This window comes from Dickeya sp. Secpp 1600 (assembly GCF_003049805.1).
Lineage (GTDB): Bacteria > Pseudomonadota > Gammaproteobacteria > Enterobacterales > Enterobacteriaceae > Dickeya > Dickeya fangzhongdai.
The window spans coordinates 2989879-3004345 of the sequence record NZ_CP023484.1 but is presented as its reverse complement, the minus strand read 5'-3'; the positions used below and the strand labels follow the sequence as shown (position 1 = coordinate 3004345).

At 58.9% G+C, this 14467-nt stretch carries 13 protein-coding genes; 6 read left to right on the top strand and 7 right to left on the bottom strand.

From position 1 onward, the window contains the following. Positions 1–182: 182 nt before the first annotated feature. The 4 genes from CPA59_RS13370 (at position 183) to yciH (ending at position 2910) form a co-directional block, all read left to right on the top strand. Complete coding sequence (locus CPA59_RS13370; RefSeq protein WP_038919404.1) at positions 183–491, top strand: LapA family protein; 309 nt, start codon at positions 183–185, stop codon at positions 489–491. Between the two features lie 11 nt (positions 492–502). Continuing rightward, complete coding sequence (gene lapB / locus CPA59_RS13365; protein ID WP_107759667.1) at positions 503–1672, top strand: lipopolysaccharide assembly protein LapB; 1170 nt, start codon at positions 503–505, stop codon at positions 1670–1672. 153 nt (positions 1673–1825) lie between these two features. Beyond that, a complete protein-coding gene (gene pyrF / locus CPA59_RS13360; protein ID WP_049855134.1) occupies positions 1826–2584 on the top strand; it encodes an orotidine-5'-phosphate decarboxylase in 759 nt (252 codons plus the stop codon). After that, on the top strand, positions 2584–2910 hold the full coding sequence (gene yciH, locus CPA59_RS13355) for a stress response translation initiation inhibitor YciH (protein WP_100849710.1): 327 nt from the start codon (positions 2584–2586) through the stop codon (positions 2908–2910). Before pyrF ends, yciH begins: the two co-directional genes overlap by 1 nt. 83 nt (positions 2911–2993) lie before the next feature. On the opposite strand, the gene osmB is transcribed toward yciH, so the two are convergent. Beyond that, entirely contained in the window at positions 2994–3209 is a 216-nt protein-coding gene (gene osmB, locus CPA59_RS13350; RefSeq protein ID WP_038668285.1) for an osmotically-inducible lipoprotein OsmB, read from the bottom strand. Positions 3210–3539: 330 nt separating this feature from the next. On the opposite strand from osmB, the gene araD reads away from it, so the two are divergent. Further along, positions 3540–4235 carry an L-ribulose-5-phosphate 4-epimerase gene (araD, locus tag CPA59_RS13345; protein ID WP_038921017.1) on the top strand — a complete coding sequence of 232 codons (696 nt, stop codon included), beginning with the start codon at positions 3540–3542 and terminating at the stop codon, positions 4233–4235. A 384-nt stretch (positions 4236–4619) separates the two neighbouring features. Next, positions 4620–5636: a 2-keto-3-deoxygluconate transporter gene (kdgT, locus tag CPA59_RS13340; protein WP_038919397.1), complete on the top strand. Its 1017-nt coding sequence runs from the start codon at positions 4620–4622 to the stop codon at positions 5634–5636. A gap of 87 nt (positions 5637–5723) precedes the next feature. Here kdgT and CPA59_RS13335 read toward each other — a convergent pair whose 3' ends face one another. From CPA59_RS13335 to CPA59_RS13310, 6 genes are all read right to left on the bottom strand, one after another. Beyond that, complete coding sequence (locus CPA59_RS13335) at positions 5724–7790, bottom strand: carbon starvation CstA family protein (protein ID WP_107759665.1); 2067 nt, start codon at positions 7788–7790, stop codon at positions 5724–5726. 397 nt (positions 7791–8187) lie between these two features. Then, a complete protein-coding gene (locus tag CPA59_RS13330; RefSeq protein ID WP_107759663.1) occupies positions 8188–9105 on the bottom strand; it encodes an aldo/keto reductase family oxidoreductase in 918 nt (305 codons plus the stop codon). A 104-nt stretch (positions 9106–9209) separates the two neighbouring features. Beyond that, entirely contained in the window at positions 9210–11141 is a 1932-nt protein-coding gene (locus CPA59_RS13325; RefSeq protein WP_038668293.1) for an exoribonuclease II, read from the bottom strand. A gap of 141 nt (positions 11142–11282) precedes the next feature. Beyond that, on the bottom strand, positions 11283–11756 hold the full coding sequence (locus CPA59_RS13320; RefSeq protein WP_100849706.1) for a DUF2335 domain-containing protein: 474 nt from the start codon (positions 11754–11756) through the stop codon (positions 11283–11285). Continuing rightward, the gene (locus CPA59_RS13315) at positions 11743–11949 is read right to left on the bottom strand and encodes a hypothetical protein (protein ID WP_038919390.1); all 207 of its coding nucleotides are present in this window, start codon (positions 11947–11949) and stop codon (positions 11743–11745) included. Before CPA59_RS13315 ends, CPA59_RS13320 begins: the two co-directional genes overlap by 14 nt. A 169-nt stretch (positions 11950–12118) precedes the next feature. After that, the gene (locus tag CPA59_RS13310) at positions 12119–14428 is read right to left on the bottom strand and encodes an FdhF/YdeP family oxidoreductase (protein WP_038919389.1); all 2310 of its coding nucleotides are present in this window, start codon (positions 14426–14428) and stop codon (positions 12119–12121) included. Positions 14429–14467 lie beyond the last annotated feature (39 nt).

Genomic DNA, 14467 nt, shown 5'->3' with positions numbered 1-14467 from the left:
GAAGGATGCCGGCGTTGGTCCGACATCCTTCTGCACATCGCTCGCTGTGCGCCGTCATCCGTTTTTCCCTCCGCTATTCCCGTTAGCGTTTCCCCTCCGATGAGGAAATGTTAAGTTAATAGGGTTCACTGCCGAAATTTGGCATAATTCATCCGTTTAAGGCGATATCACAGGAAGCGAACGTGAAATATATGCTGATTTTTTTTCTGGTGCTGGCGGTATTCATCGTATCGATCACGCTGGGAGCGCATAACGATCAGGTTATTACCTTCAACTATCTGCTGGCGCAGGGGGAATACCGGTTGTCGACGTTGCTGGCGACGCTATTTGCCGCCGGTTTTGCGCTCGGCTGGGTGATCTGCGGCCTGTTTTATCTGCGTCTGCGCATTGCGCTGGGGCGCGAACAACGTAAAATCAAACGTCTTGAGCAGCAACTGCCTGCCCCGGAGAACGCCAGCAGCGCCCCCTCCGCTGAGTCAGCTACCCACTAAGGATCGCTTCCATGCTAGAACTGCTGTTTCTGTTGCTGCCGGTTGCCGCCGCCTATGGCTGGTATATGGGGCGCAGGAGTGCACAGCAGGACAAACAGGACGAAACCAACCGCCTGTCGCGCGAATACGTCACCGGGGTTAACTTTCTGTTGTCCAACCAGCAGGATAAGGCCGTCGAGCTGTTCCTCGACATGCTCAAGGATGACAGCAACACCTTCGAAGCTCACCTGACCCTCGGCAATCTGTTCCGCTCGCGCGGCGAGGTGGATCGCGCCATCCGCATTCATCAGGCGCTGACCGAAAGCGCTTCCCTCAGTTTTGAACAGCGACTGCTGGCGGTGCAGCAACTGGGGCGCGACTACATGGTTGCCGGGCTGTACGACCGCGCCGAAGAAATCTTCAAACAACTGGTAGACGAAGAAGACTTTCGCGTCAGTGCGTTACAGCAACTGCTGCAGATTCACCAGTCCACCAGCGACTGGCCGAACGCCATCGATACCGCCGAAAAACTGGTCAAACTGGGCAAAACGCAGTTGCGCAGCGAAATCGCCCATTTCTATTGCGAGCAGTCGCTACAGGCGATGGGCAGCGATGATCTCGACAAGGCGATGGCGATGCTGAAAAAGGCCTCCGCTGCGGATAACCAGTGCGCCCGCGTGTCTATCATGCTGGGGCGCATCTATATGGCGCAGCAAAATTATGCCCAGGCTGTCGCCGTGCTGCAGCAGGTTCTGGAGCAGGATACGGAGTTGGTCAGTGAAACGCTGCCAATGCTGCAGGAGTGCTATCGTCACTTACAGCAGCCGGAAAACTGGGCGGCGTTTCTGCGTCGCTGCGTTGAAGAGAAAAGCGGTTCCACCGCGGACCTGATGATGGCTGATGTGCTCGAACAGTACGAAAGTAGCGAATCGGCTCAGACTTACGTCACCCGCCAGTTGCAGCGTCATCCCACCATGCGGGTGTTCCATCGGTTGATCGATTACCACCAGCGTGAAGCGGAAGATGGCCGCGCTAAGGAAAGCCTGCTGGTGCTGCGCAACATGGTTGGCGAGCAGATTCAGGCCAAGCCGCGCTATCGCTGTCACAAATGCGGCTTCACGTCGCAGTCGCTCTACTGGCATTGCCCTTCCTGTCGCACCTGGGCCAGTGTGAAACCTATCCGGGGGCTGGACGGGGAATAGACTCCCCGTCGTGCATCGTGGTTTGTCGTCCGTTCTATTAGTTACAACATACTAATGGACCTGCCGCCCGGCATGTCGGTCAGGCTATCGCGCGGTTTGGCATTTACCGGCAGGGGCGGGTAGAATGCGCGGCGGAAATGATTTAACTCACTCATGCTTAACGACGGGATCATACCAGTGAACGGCTCAAACACCTCTTCGAATACCACGGTTACAGGTTCTCCGATTATTGTTGCGCTGGATTATGCCGATCAGCGTGCGGCCTATGACTTTGTCGATCGCATCGACCCAAAAGACTGCCGGTTGAAGGTCGGCAAAGAGATGTTCACGCTGTTTGGGCCGCAGTTGGTCAAGGACCTGCAACAACGCGGCTTTGAGGTGTTTCTCGATCTCAAGTTTCACGATATTCCCAATACCACGGCCAGAGCCGTAGCCGCCGCTGCGGAGCTGGGAGTGTGGATGGTCAATGTGCACGCCAGCGGCGGCGCACGTATGATGACGGCGGCGCGTGAAGCGCTGACGCCGTTTGGCAGCGACGCGCCGTTGCTGATTGCGGTGACGGTGCTGACCAGCATGGATGACGCGGATCTGCAGGGGCTGGGGATTACCCTGTCGCCCGCGGAGCAGGCGGAGAAACTGGCGCGGCTGACGCAGCAATGCGGTCTGGATGGCGTGGTGTGTTCCGCCCATGAGGCCGTGCGGTTGAAGCAGGCCTGCGGCGCGAATTTCCGACTGGTGACGCCGGGAATTCGCCCGGCGGGCAGCGATGCGGGCGATCAGCGCCGCATTATGACGCCGCAGCAGGCGCAGCAGGCCGGGGTGGATTACATGGTGATTGGTCGTCCGATTACGCAGTCTGCCGAGCCAGCCCAGACGTTGAAAACTATTCTGGCTTCGCTGGGAGGCCAATAATGCGTGACGACAACAGCCGTCTGGTGTATTCCACCGCAACCGGGCGTATTGATGAGCCCGCAGCAAAAGCGGCCCGTCCGAAAGGGGACGGTATTGTTCGGATTCAGCGTCAGACCAGCGGACGCAAGGGTAAGGGCGTGTGCCTGATTACCGGTATCGATCTGGATGACGCGGCGCTGGAAACGTTGGCGGCGGAATTGAAAAAGAAGTGTGGCTGCGGCGGCGCGCTGAAGGATGGCGTGATTGAAATCCAGGGCGACAAGCGTGATCAACTCAAACTGCTGCTGGAAGCCAAAGGCATGAAGGTCAAGCTGGCCGGGGGTTAAGTCATGCTGCGCCGCGATATGCTGGCTGAAGAGTGAAAACAGTACAGGCTCCCGCGGGAGCCTGTTTGATTTTGTGGCGCGAGTTATTTGGTGGTCTGGTGACCGATGACGCCGCCCACCGCTGCGCCGCCAACGGTGCCGAGCGCGCTGCCGTTGGTCAGCACTGCGCCGCCGAGTGCGCCGATGCCGGCGCCGATGGCGGTATTACGCTGACGCTTGTTCATGCCCGCGCAGCCCGCCAGCGTGCTGACTATCACCATAGCCAGTACGGCTGCTGTAAATTTTTTATTGATTTGCATGGTTATTCTCCTGTTGTTCTCGCTCCATGATCTGCATAACCGCAGGCATGGAAAATCTTGTCGTAACGCGAAGTCAGCTTATGACATCGCGGTTACCTGCTGTGTGTTACCTGGCTGCCAGTATAATTACCGGCTGGGGCCGTAACAGGTGAAAAACTCTTAATTCACAGTGCCCTGACGGCGTTTGCCCATCTTTTGTCAAAAGCCCGTGTCGGCTCGATCCCTTTCCTGTGGTCCCAGCAGAACGCAGCCTGCTTTTCAGCCATTCAGCCCATACCTGCGCCGGTAGCCGGACGTGAGAATAAAGCAAATCACACAGGAGGGCGGATGATGTTGGAAGAACTGAAAATTCAGGTGCTTGAAGCCAATCTGGCTTTGCCCCGGCATCAGTTGGTGACCTTCACCTGGGGGAATGTCAGCGCGGTGGACCGCGAGCGTGGTCTGATGGTGATCAAGCCCTCGGGTGTGGAGTACGACGTCATGACTGCGCAGGATATGGTAGTGGTGGAGCTGGAAACCGGCCGGGTGGTGGAAGGCCAGCGCAAACCCTCGTCCGATACCGACACCCACCGCGTGTTGTATCTGGCTTTTGCATCGCTGGGCGGTATTGTCCATACCCATTCCCGACATGCCACCATCTGGGCGCAGGCCGGGAAAGATTTGCCGCCGTGGGGCACCACCCACGCCGATTATTTTTACGGCCCGATTCCCTGTACCCGGTTGATGACCGAAGCGGAAATCAACGGTCGCTACGAATGGGAAACCGGACAGGTCATTGTAGACACTTTCCGCGAGCGCGGCCTGTCGCCGCAGGATATCCCGGCGGTGCTGGTCAATGCGCACGGTCCGTTCGCCTGGGGAACCGACGCGCATAACGCGGTGCATAACGCGGTGGTGCTGGAAGAGATCGCTTATATGGGCATTTTCTCGCGCCAGTTAACCCCGGCGCTGGAGCCGATGCAGGCGGCGTTGCTGGATAAACACTATCTGCGCAAGCACGGCAAAAACGCGTACTACGGGCAGTGAGAATCTGAGCGTTCGTCGGTGCGTGGCGTGGCTGACGAACGTAACGATATTTTCACCTCGTTTGATGAGGTTTGGTCTATTTCGTCCTCTTCACTGCGATATAAATGAAATAATGATCTGTAAAAATAGAAACGTTGTTTTATTTATTTGCAGGCGATCACTTTTATCCCCTGACTAAACGACTACCTTCAGCAGTGAGAAGTGTTGGGCTGTGTCCCCCAGGAGTCGTTTTCTTCGTCGTCGCGCTGACGATGCATGTGCATGGATGTGGCGCAGCCCGGCCTTCGGGTGGGCTGAACGGGCGGTATCCGTCATGATGAGGATCATGACGGGTGGCGTCTGTATTGCTCATGGTTTCTGTCCCTTTCTCAGGCAATGAATCCTATGCATATCAAGCGTTCTATCGAAAAGATTCCGGGTGGCATGATGCTGGTGCCGTTGTTCCTCGGCGCGCTGTGCCATACCTTTGCGCCGGGGGCCGGCAAGTATTTCGGGTCCTTTACCAACGGGTTGATCAGCGGTACGGTGCCGATTCTGGCGGTGTGGTTCTTCTGTATGGGGGCGTCGATTCGACTGAGCGCCACCGGCACGGTGCTGCGTAAATCCGGCACGCTGGTCGTAACGAAAATTGCCGTGGCCTGGGTCGTCGCGGCGGTAGCTTCGCGCATTCTGCCGGAACACGGGGTGGAAGCGGGATTTTTCGCCGGGTTGTCCACGCTGGCGTTGGTGGCGGCGATGGACATGACCAACGGCGGGTTGTACGCCTCGATCATGCAGCAGTACGGCACCAAAGAGGAGTCGGGCGCGTTCGTGCTGATGTCGCTGGAGTCCGGCCCGCTGATGACGATGGTGATCCTGGGCACCGCCGGCATTGCCTCGTTTGAACCGCATGTGTTTGTCGGCGCGGTGCTGCCGTTTCTGGTGGGGTTTGCGCTGGGGAATCTGGATCCGGAATTACGTGACTTTTTCAGCCGTGCGGTACAGACATTGATCCCATTCTTTGCCTTCGCGCTCGGTAATACCATCGATCTGAGCGTCATTGCTCAAACCGGGCTGCTGGGGGTATTGCTGGGAATTTCGGTGATTATTATCACCGGCATTCCGCTGATAGTGGCGGACAAAGTGCTGGGCGGCGGCGACGGTACCGCGGGCATTGCCGCATCCAGCTCGGCGGGCGCGGCGGTGGCGACGCCGGTGCTGATTGCAGAAATGGTTCCGGCGTTTAAGCCGGTGGCGCCGGCCGCCACCACGCTGGTGGCGACGTCGGTGATTGTCACCTCCGTTCTGGTGCCGATCATTACCGCGATGTGGTCAAAACGCGTTAAAGGCGGCGATGGCACGGTGCCGCAGGAAGACGCGGCGGAAGAGAAGGCGGAGCAACAGCAGGCGGCGCATCGTTAAATGCCGGTCACGCCTCCTCCGTAAAAGAGGAGGCGTGCTCCGCCAGCGGAAACGCCCGGTGGGCATCAACGTTGGCGGGTACGGCTATCAGCCGTTATGCGCTTCCTCACGCCATGCCGCCGTTGTTTCGTGCGTGGTGGGTTTGTCGCTGCGCAGCGCCCGACGGATGGCGAAGAACGCGGCGACCAGCATGGTGACGGCGACCAGCATGAAGAAACCGCACAGGACGGCGTTAATCTGGTTGCTGAACACAATGGTTGCCATATCCTGCATGTTTTTCGCCGGGGCGATCAGCGTGCCGGATTCGATGCCGGTGGAGAAACGTTTGGCCTGCGCCAGAAAACCGATGCTGGGTTTTTCGTGGAAAATCTTCTGCCAGCCGGCGGTCATCGACGTGATGAACAGCCAGGCGGTAGGCAGCATCGTCACCCAGGCGTAGCGCTGTTTCTTCATTTTAAACAGCACCACGGTGCCGAGGATCAGCGCCATGGAAGCCAGCATCTGGTTACCGATGCCGAACAGCGGCCACAGCGTGTTGATGCCGCCCAGCGGGTCGATCACGCCCTGATAGACGAAGAATCCCCAGCCGGCCACCGCCACGGTGGTCCCGGACATATTGCCCAGCCAGGAGTGGCTCTTGCCCATATTCGGCACCACCAACCCGGCCAAATCCTGCACCATGAACCGGCAGGCGCGGGTACCGGCGTCCACGGCGGTAAGAATAAACAGCGCTTCGAACAGAATGGCAAAGTGGTACCAAAACGCCATCATGGCCCGGCTGTTGAAGATCTCCGTGATGATATGCGCCATGCCGACGGCAAAGGTCGGCGCGCCGCCGGCGCGGGACAGAATCGACGCTTCGCCCACGTCTTTGGCGATGTTGGTCAAATCATTCGGCGTGATGACGAAACCCCACCCGCTGATCACCTGCGCGGCGTTTTCCACGGTGGTGCCAATCAGCGCAGCCGGCGCATTCATGGCGAAGTAGACGCCGGGGTCGATCACTGAGGCGCAAATCAGCGCCATGATCGCCACGAAAGATTCCATCAGCATGGCGCCGTAACCGATAAAACGGATATGGCTTTCACGCTCAACCAGCTTGGGCGTGGTGCCGCTGGAGACCAGCGCATGGAAGCCGGAGATAGCGCCGCAGGCGATGGTGATGAACAGGAACGGGAACAGGCTGCCGGAGAACACCGGTCCGCTGCCGTCGATAAAGCGCGAAACCGCAGGCATTTTCAGCTCCGGCATCGCAAACAGAATGCCAATCGCCAGCCCGACGATCACGCCGATCTTCAGGAATGTGGACAGATAGTCACGCGGCGCCAGCAGCAGCCACACCGGCAGTACCGACGCGACAAACCCGTAAATCACCAGCACCCAGGTCAGCGTTGTGCCTTTGAGGGTGAAGAACGGTCCCCAATAGGGATGCGCGGCGATGTCGCCGCCGTAGACAATCGCCATCATCATCAGCACAAAGCCGATCAGCGACACTTCGGCAATCTTGCCCGGCCGCAGGAATCGCATATAGACGCCCATGAACAGCGCAATCGGGATGGTGGCGGCGATCGTGAACATCCCCCACGGGCTGTTGGCCAACGCTTTGACCACTACCAGCGCCAGCGCCGACAGGATGATGATCATGACGCCCAGCGCGCCCAGCATGGTGACTACCCCAGCGAGGGAGCCCAGTTCCTGACGCGCCATTTCACCCAATGAGCGGCCGTCGCGCCGGGTGGAGATAAACAACACCAGAAAATCCTGCACCGCACCGGCCAGCATGACGCCAATCAAGATCCACAACGTCCCCGGCAGAAAGCCCATCTGTGCGGCCAGAATCGGCCCCACCAGCGGGCCGGCGCCGGCGATGGCGGCAAAATGGTGGCCGAACAACACCCATTTGTTGGTCGGAACATAATCCAGCCCGTCGTTGCGGCGCTCGGCCGGGGTCAGACGGCGGTCATCCAGTTCAAACACCCGGCGCGCAATAAACAGACTGTAGAAGCGGTAAGCAATGCTGTAACAGGCGACAGCCGCAATCACCAGCCAGACGGCGTTCACATGCTCACCCCGGTTCAGGGCCAGCATGGCGAACGCCACGGCGCCCGCTATGGCTACGGCAATCCAGATCGATATGTTTTTAATGGTTTTCATCTCACTGACTCCTGACTGGTTGTCATTCCCGGCCGCTGGCGATGCCTGACGGCCTGTCAAGGCGTCGCCTTACGGCGAAACGGATAACGCGAGACATCATAAACACCGGGTCATCGCAGACGCCGGGATATCGATAAACACAGTGATATCAATAAATACCGTGTATCAATAAATAACATAGTGCAGCAGTTAGCCGGCGTAGCCAGAACAAGACAAAAATGTGAACAAAGCTATATTTTTGTTATGAAAACGGTTTTTCGCCGGTTTCCACAGCAGGAAGGGCAGTCGGTGCGCGGTGATGAAATGTGATGTCGGTACAGGCTGAATAACCTGCTGTCAGGGCAAAAGCGCGTAAGCGCGTGGGGATGATACGCCCGGCGAGCGCCGGGCGGAGATTTCAGGGCAGTTTGTTGCCGGCGGCACGGTAGATTTCGTACCACTCCTCGCGGCTGATGCGCAGTTCGGAAGCGGTGGCGATGTCTTGCAGACGATGCGGATCCATACTGCCGACAATCACCTGCATGCTGGCCGGATGGCGCAGGATCCAGGCCGCGGCGAGGGCGGTGGTGGACACGCCGTGCTGACCGGCGATGTGGCTCAGGGCGGCGTTCAGTTGCGGAAACTTATCATTATCTACGAACACGCCGTCAAAAAAGCCGTACTGGAACGGCGACCACGCCTGAATCGTCATCCCCTGCAACCGGCTGTATTCCAGCACCATGCCGTCGTGGTGGAGTGACGGCGCATGGGTCATATTGACGTTGAGGCCGACGTCGATCATCGGCGTGTGCATAATGCTGAGCTGCAACTGGTTGGCAATCAGCGGCTGGCGCACCGCGGTTTTCAGCAATTCAACCTGCAACGGATGCTGGTTGCTAACGCCAAAATGGCGCACCTTGCCGCTGGCTTCCAGGTCGTCAAACGCGGCGGCGACTTCGTCCGGCTCGCACAGCGTGTCCGGGCGGTGCAACAGTAAGGCATCAAGGTAATCGGTATTCAGGCGTTTCAGGCTGCCTTCGACGGCGGCGATGATGTGCGCTTTGGAGAAATCAAAAAAGCCGGGGCGGATACCGCATTTGCTTTGTATCAGCAGTTGGTCGCGGGCGATGCCGGCCTGACGCACTGCGGCGGCGAACACCTCTTCGGAACGCCCGCCGCCGTAGATATCGGCATGGTCAAAGAAATTGATCCCGGCGTCGAGCGCCGTCTGCAACAACGTCACCGCGTCCTGCTGCGTCTTGCCCGCCAGTCGCATGCAGCCCAGCGCAATGTTCGGGACCGACAGGGTACTTTTTCCCAGTGTGATGCTTTTCATGTTCACATCTCCGTTATGTCGCTATGTCTTGTAGGGGGAGGGCGGCGGTCGATCCGACGATAAAAAAAACGCCACCCGAATGGATGGCGTAGGACTGGCGTGAATCAGGCCGCCGGTTTGGCGATGATGCTGCGGGTTTCGAGCCGCACCTCGGTCAGCATCACCGTCAGGGTGTCGCTCTGACGGTAGACCGGTTCGCCTTTCACCGTGACGATGCCGGTGTCCTGACTGCACACCAGCTCGTCGCGCACCGCGTGAATGAACGAGGCCGGAATAAAGGCGGTGGCGCCATTGTCCAGCAACCGCACGCGCAGACCGCCGCGATTCACGTCGATAATCTCGGCGCTAAAACGAGCGTCGGTGCCGGCTTTGCCTTTCAGGAAACGGGCGTACAGCCAGTCGCTGACGTCGCGCTCCGCCATCCGGTTGAGACGGCGACGTTCGGCCAGTTGCAGCGTCACTTCATCCTGCGGTTTTTCCGCCGGGGTATGCGTGATGATCGCTTTCAGCAACCGGTGGTTGACCATATCGCCGTATTTACGGATCGGCGAGGTCCAGGTGGCGTAAGCCTCCAGCCCCAGACCGAAGTGCGGGCCGGGCGCGGTGCTGATTTCCGCAAATGTCTGGAAGCGGCGAATACGGCTGTCGAGGAACTGGGTCGGCTGGGCGTCCAGTTCGCGGCGTAAAATGCAGAAGCCGTCCAGCGTCAGCAGTTGCTGAGCATCGGCCTGAATACCGTTGCTTTCCAGTACCGCTACCGCCTGATCGATGCTGACCGGGTCGAAACCGTTGTGGACGTTGTAGATGCCAAAGCCCAGTTCGTCGCGCAATACCTGTGCCGCGCAGACGTTGGCGGCGATCATCGCTTCTTCCACGATGCGGTTGGCGATACGACGCGGTTCGGTGACGATATCCAGCACCTCGCCGTTTTCACCCAGCAGGAAACGGTAGTCCGGACGGTCGCGGAAAACCAGCGCGTGGGTGGTGCGCCAGGCGCTCCGGGCCTGACACACGCGATGCAGCAGGCGGATCTGGCCGGCAATATTATCGCTTTCCGGCTGCCAGTCGCCCTGTTGCTCCAGCCAGTCGGACACCTCGTCGTACACCAGTTTGGCGCGCGACTCGATCCAGGCGGCAAAGAAGCGAATCTGGCTCAGCGCGCCGTCGGCGGCGATCGTCATACGGCAGGCCAGCACCGGGCGACGTTCGTTCGGGCGCAGCGAGCAGATGTCGTCCGACAGGTGACGCGGCAGCATCGGAATATTGAAGCCGGGCAGGTAGTTGGTGAACGCGCGCTGACGGGCGATGGCGTCCAGCTCGCTGTCGGCGCGCACGTAGGCGGTCGGATCGGCGATTGCCACGGTCATGTCCAGCGTGCCGTCGCCGTTGTCCTGCACATACAGCGCGTCATCCATATCTTCGGTACTGGCGCTGTCGATGGTGACGAAGTCCAGCCCGGTCAGGTCTTCACGTTCAAGCTGGCCGTCGTCGAGATCGGCCGCGTCTGCGTCCGGCGCAACGCGTTCCAGATTATGGCGCGACAGCGTCACCCACCAGGGCGCCAGCGGGTCGTCGCCGGTGGTAATGTACTGTGTCAGATCGGCAAAAAATCCACGGTCGCCTTTCAGCGGATGGCGGCGCATTTCCGCTACCGCCCAGTCGCCTTCTTTAAAGTCCTGCTCAACCCCGCGCGCAGGGCGGCAGGGAATGGCGTCTTTCAGCAGCGGATGGTCCGGCACGATGGACAGACGGTCGTCTTTTTTCTGCACCCGACCGACAAAACGGGTCAGGAACGGTTCCACCAGCGTTTCCGGCTCGGCGATTTCACGTTCTTTCTCGGTATGCAGCGTGGCGATGATGCGGTCGCCGTGCATCACTTTCTTCATGTGCGGCGGCGGGATGAAATAGCTCTTCTGCGCGTCGGCTTCAAGAAAACCGAATCCTTTGTCGGTGGCTTTGACGATGCCTTCCGCTCGTGGCGTCTGAGAGTGGAGTTGCTGTTTAAGCTGCGCAAGCAGCGGATTGTCTTGAAACATAGCGTCCAGAATTGCGGTTAATAGTGGCTTTAGCGGCAGACAGTTTTACGCGAATCGGCCGCTGGCGGCAAGCGTTGCTGCACATGAATAGCCTGCGCAAGGCAGGTATGGTCGGGCCAAGTCTTGGGGTGTGCTGGTGGGTTACTCGCTGTTATTGGAAGGACGATATCTTCCAATAACAAACACTGAAGCCAGTCCGATTAAATCAAGGGTGATTAACGTCCCGGCAAATACCATTTCGCCCTTCCAGGCAAAAAGAGTTGCGATCACCAAGATAGTCATAGTAATGGCAAACGCCATCCATTGACCACGTTTGTCTCTGCTCATCTCACCGTCAAGACTCTTTTCAGTAATACGATGGCGATGAGCTTGCTCCCGCTCGCTTTTTGCCATGATCCTTTCAGCACCGTCTGGTACGATGTCGTTGTATTCCCTCAACATTTCTGGAGGGGGAAGAGGCCCACGGAAGAATGTGGAAGAAACCATGGCCTTGATCTGCGGCCGATCAAGCAGACGTTCAAGAAATATCGGGTTTTCAATCAGAGTGGACTCGACTTTTTCGGCAAGTGCTCGGGCTTCTTCATTTTCCCTATTATGCGTATCAGCGCTTTGCAATGCCTGATTCGATTCCTTTTTTTCTTCCGTATGCATTCATTGCTACTCTTAGGTCGTCGCCTATGGCCTGAAAATCACTGGCCATTCTTTCAGCATCGTTTTTCTTACCGATGTCTGCCAAATAGTCTGTCGCTGGCATCAGATCTAAAATGCTGCCGGCGGCGCGAAGATACCTGCGGGTTGCCTTCAACATGTTTTATCTCCTTGGGACCACAATTATTAAACCCTTCTTTTTAATCTTACTTGAGTATGGCGTGGTTGCAAATAACGACGAAACAATCCGTTGTCGTTGGTTGCTGGCAACCAGTCATGGATGGGGGATGTATCAGCCGGGTATGAAAGAAACCACCCGGCCCGATGCATCAGGCAATGCGTTGCAGCGCTACGGCCTCACTGGGCGTAATGCGTACCGGCACCGATTTGGAGGTCGGCGTAAAGGTGTCTTCGCCGTAGCTGGACAGCGGCACCAGCGGATTGGTTTCCGGGTAGTAGGCCGCCAGATTACCGCGCGGGATATCGTAGCTGACCAGCCGGAAACCGAGGACTTTGCGTTCGACATGGTCATGCCACAGGGTTTCGATATCCACCCGGTCGCCGTCCTGCAACCCAAGCGCGGCAATATCCTCCGGGTGCATGAACAGCACGTCGCGCTGGCCGTACACGCCGCGGTAACGGTCGTCCAGTCCATAAATGGTGGTGTTGTACTGGTCGTGGGAGCGCAAGGTTTGCAGCGTGAACGGCGCGGGCGCGTCGCCGGAAACGGGCACCACGCTGTCCGGCAGCGGCGCCGCGCCGAAACGGGCGTTGCCGGTGGCGGTGTTGAAACGGTATGCCGCCGCCGCGTTGCCGAGCCAGAAGCCGCCCGGTTCGGCGCAGCGTTGATTGAAGTCGGCGAAACCCGGCAGGGTGGCGGCGATGTGATCGCGGATCAGGTTATAGTCGGCGGCCAGCGCCGGCCAGTCGAGCCGGTCACGCCCCAAAACCGCGTGGGCGATGCCGGCGACGATGGCGGTTTCCGAGCGCTGCTGATCCGACAGCGGCGGGCTGATGCCTTCCGAGGCATGCACCATGCTGAACGAGTCTTCGACGGTAACAAACTGCGGGCCGCTGGCCTGCATGTCCCGTTCGGTGCGGCCCAGCGTCGGCAGAATCAGCGTATCCTGCCGCGCGGTAATCAGGTGGCTGCGGTTGAGCTTGGTGCTGATGTGCACTGTCAGGCCGCAACGGCTTAGCGCCTGTGCGGTGCGGTCGGTATCCGGCGCGGCGGCGGCCAGGTTGCCGCCCAGCGCGATCAGGACCCGAATCTCATCACGCAGCATCGCTTCCAGCGCCTGTACGGTGTTGTGGCCGTGGCCGCGCGGCGGGGTAAAGTTGAAATGACGCGCCAGACTGTCGAGCAGCGCATCAGCGGGTTTTTCATCGATCCCCATCGTGCGGTTGCCCTGTACGTTGCTGTGACCACGCACCGGGCACAAGCCGGCGCCCGGCTTGCCGAGCTGGCTGAACAACAGTTGCAGATTGACGATTTCCCGCACCGTCGCTACCGAATGCCGGTGCTGGGTGATGCCCATCGCCCAGGTGCAGATCACCCGTTCAGACTGCTGATAAATGCCGGCGACGTAGCGGATCTGCGCTTCGCTCAACCCGGACTGCTGTACGATTTTGTCCCACGAGGTGGCGTCCACCTGTTGCAGATACGCCGCCACGCCGTCGGTGTGCTGGTCGATAAAGGCCTGATCGAACAGTCCCGCTTCGCCCGCGGCCAGCCGCTGGCGGTGGGTTTCCAGCAGCGCTTTCACCATGCCGCGTACCGCCGCCATGTCGCCGCCCAGATGGGGTTGCAGATAGGTTTCGCTGATGGTGCCGGACAACGGCGTCAGCAGTTCCAGTGGGTTCTGCGGGTTGGCGAAACGTTCCAGACCGCGCTCGCGCAAGGTGTTAAACGCCACGATATGTGCGCCGCGATCGGCGGCGTGACGCAGGCTGTGCAGCATACGCGGGTGGTTGGTGCCGGGGTTCTGGCCGAAGACGAAAATGGCGTCGGCGTGTTCGAAATCCTGTAGTCGCACCGTGCCCTTACCGACGCCGATGCTCTGTTTCAGCCCGGTGCCGCTGGCTTCATGGCACATGTTGGAGCAGTCGGGGAAATTGTTGGTGCCGACCATACGGCCGAACAACTGATACAGATAAGAGGCTTCATTACTGGCGCGGCCGGAGGTATAGAGTTCCATCTGGTCCGGGTGGTCCAGTTCACGGATATGGCGGGCGATCAGCGCGAACGCGTCATCCCAGTCGATCGGCACGTAGTGGTCGTGTTCACGGTCATAGCGCAGCGGATGGGTCAACCGGCCCTGATACTCAAGAAAATAGTCGCTCTGGCGGCGCAACGTGCTGACGCTGTGTTCGGCGAAGAACTCTGGCCCGGCGGCTTTGCGGGTGGCTTCCCAACTGACCGCTTTAGCGCCGTTTTCACAGAAGCTAAAGGTGCTGCTGTTGTCGTCGCCCCAGGCACAGCCGGGACAGTCGAATCCTTTGCTTTTATTGACCCGCATCAAATTGCGGATATTTTTCAGGGCCTGTTTGCTGTCCAGGACAAAACGGGTGGTGGCTTCGAGAGAGCCCCAGCCGCCCGCGGCGGCGCGGTATGGCTTGATGGAGGATTTGAATTTCATGATTCGCTACGCAGGTGATGATGTTTTAAGTATGTAAAA

Coding starts and splice junctions, on each gene's coding strand:
- osmB (WP_038668285.1), bottom strand. CDS start 3,209: ATGCAAATCAATAAAAAATTTACAGCAGCCGTACTGGCTATGGTGATA.
- yciH (WP_100849710.1), top strand. CDS start 2,584: ATGCGTGACGACAACAGCCGTCTGGTGTATTCCACCGCAACCGGGCGT.
- CPA59_RS13315 (WP_038919390.1), bottom strand. CDS start 11,949: ATGTTGAAGGCAACCCGCAGGTATCTTCGCGCCGCCGGCAGCATTTTA.
- pyrF (WP_049855134.1), top strand. CDS start 1,826: ATGCTTAACGACGGGATCATACCAGTGAACGGCTCAAACACCTCTTCG.
- CPA59_RS13335 (WP_107759665.1), bottom strand. CDS start 7,790: ATGAAAACCATTAAAAACATATCGATCTGGATTGCCGTAGCCATAGCG.
- kdgT (WP_038919397.1), top strand. CDS start 4,620: ATGCATATCAAGCGTTCTATCGAAAAGATTCCGGGTGGCATGATGCTG.
- CPA59_RS13310 (WP_038919389.1), bottom strand. CDS start 14,428: ATGAAATTCAAATCCTCCATCAAGCCATACCGCGCCGCCGCGGGCGGC.
- araD (WP_038921017.1), top strand. CDS start 3,540: ATGTTGGAAGAACTGAAAATTCAGGTGCTTGAAGCCAATCTGGCTTTG.
- CPA59_RS13330 (WP_107759663.1), bottom strand. CDS start 9,105: ATGAAAAGCATCACACTGGGAAAAAGTACCCTGTCGGTCCCGAACATT.
- CPA59_RS13325 (WP_038668293.1), bottom strand. CDS start 11,141: ATGTTTCAAGACAATCCGCTGCTTGCGCAGCTTAAACAGCAACTCCAC.
- lapB (WP_107759667.1), top strand. CDS start 503: ATGCTAGAACTGCTGTTTCTGTTGCTGCCGGTTGCCGCCGCCTATGGC.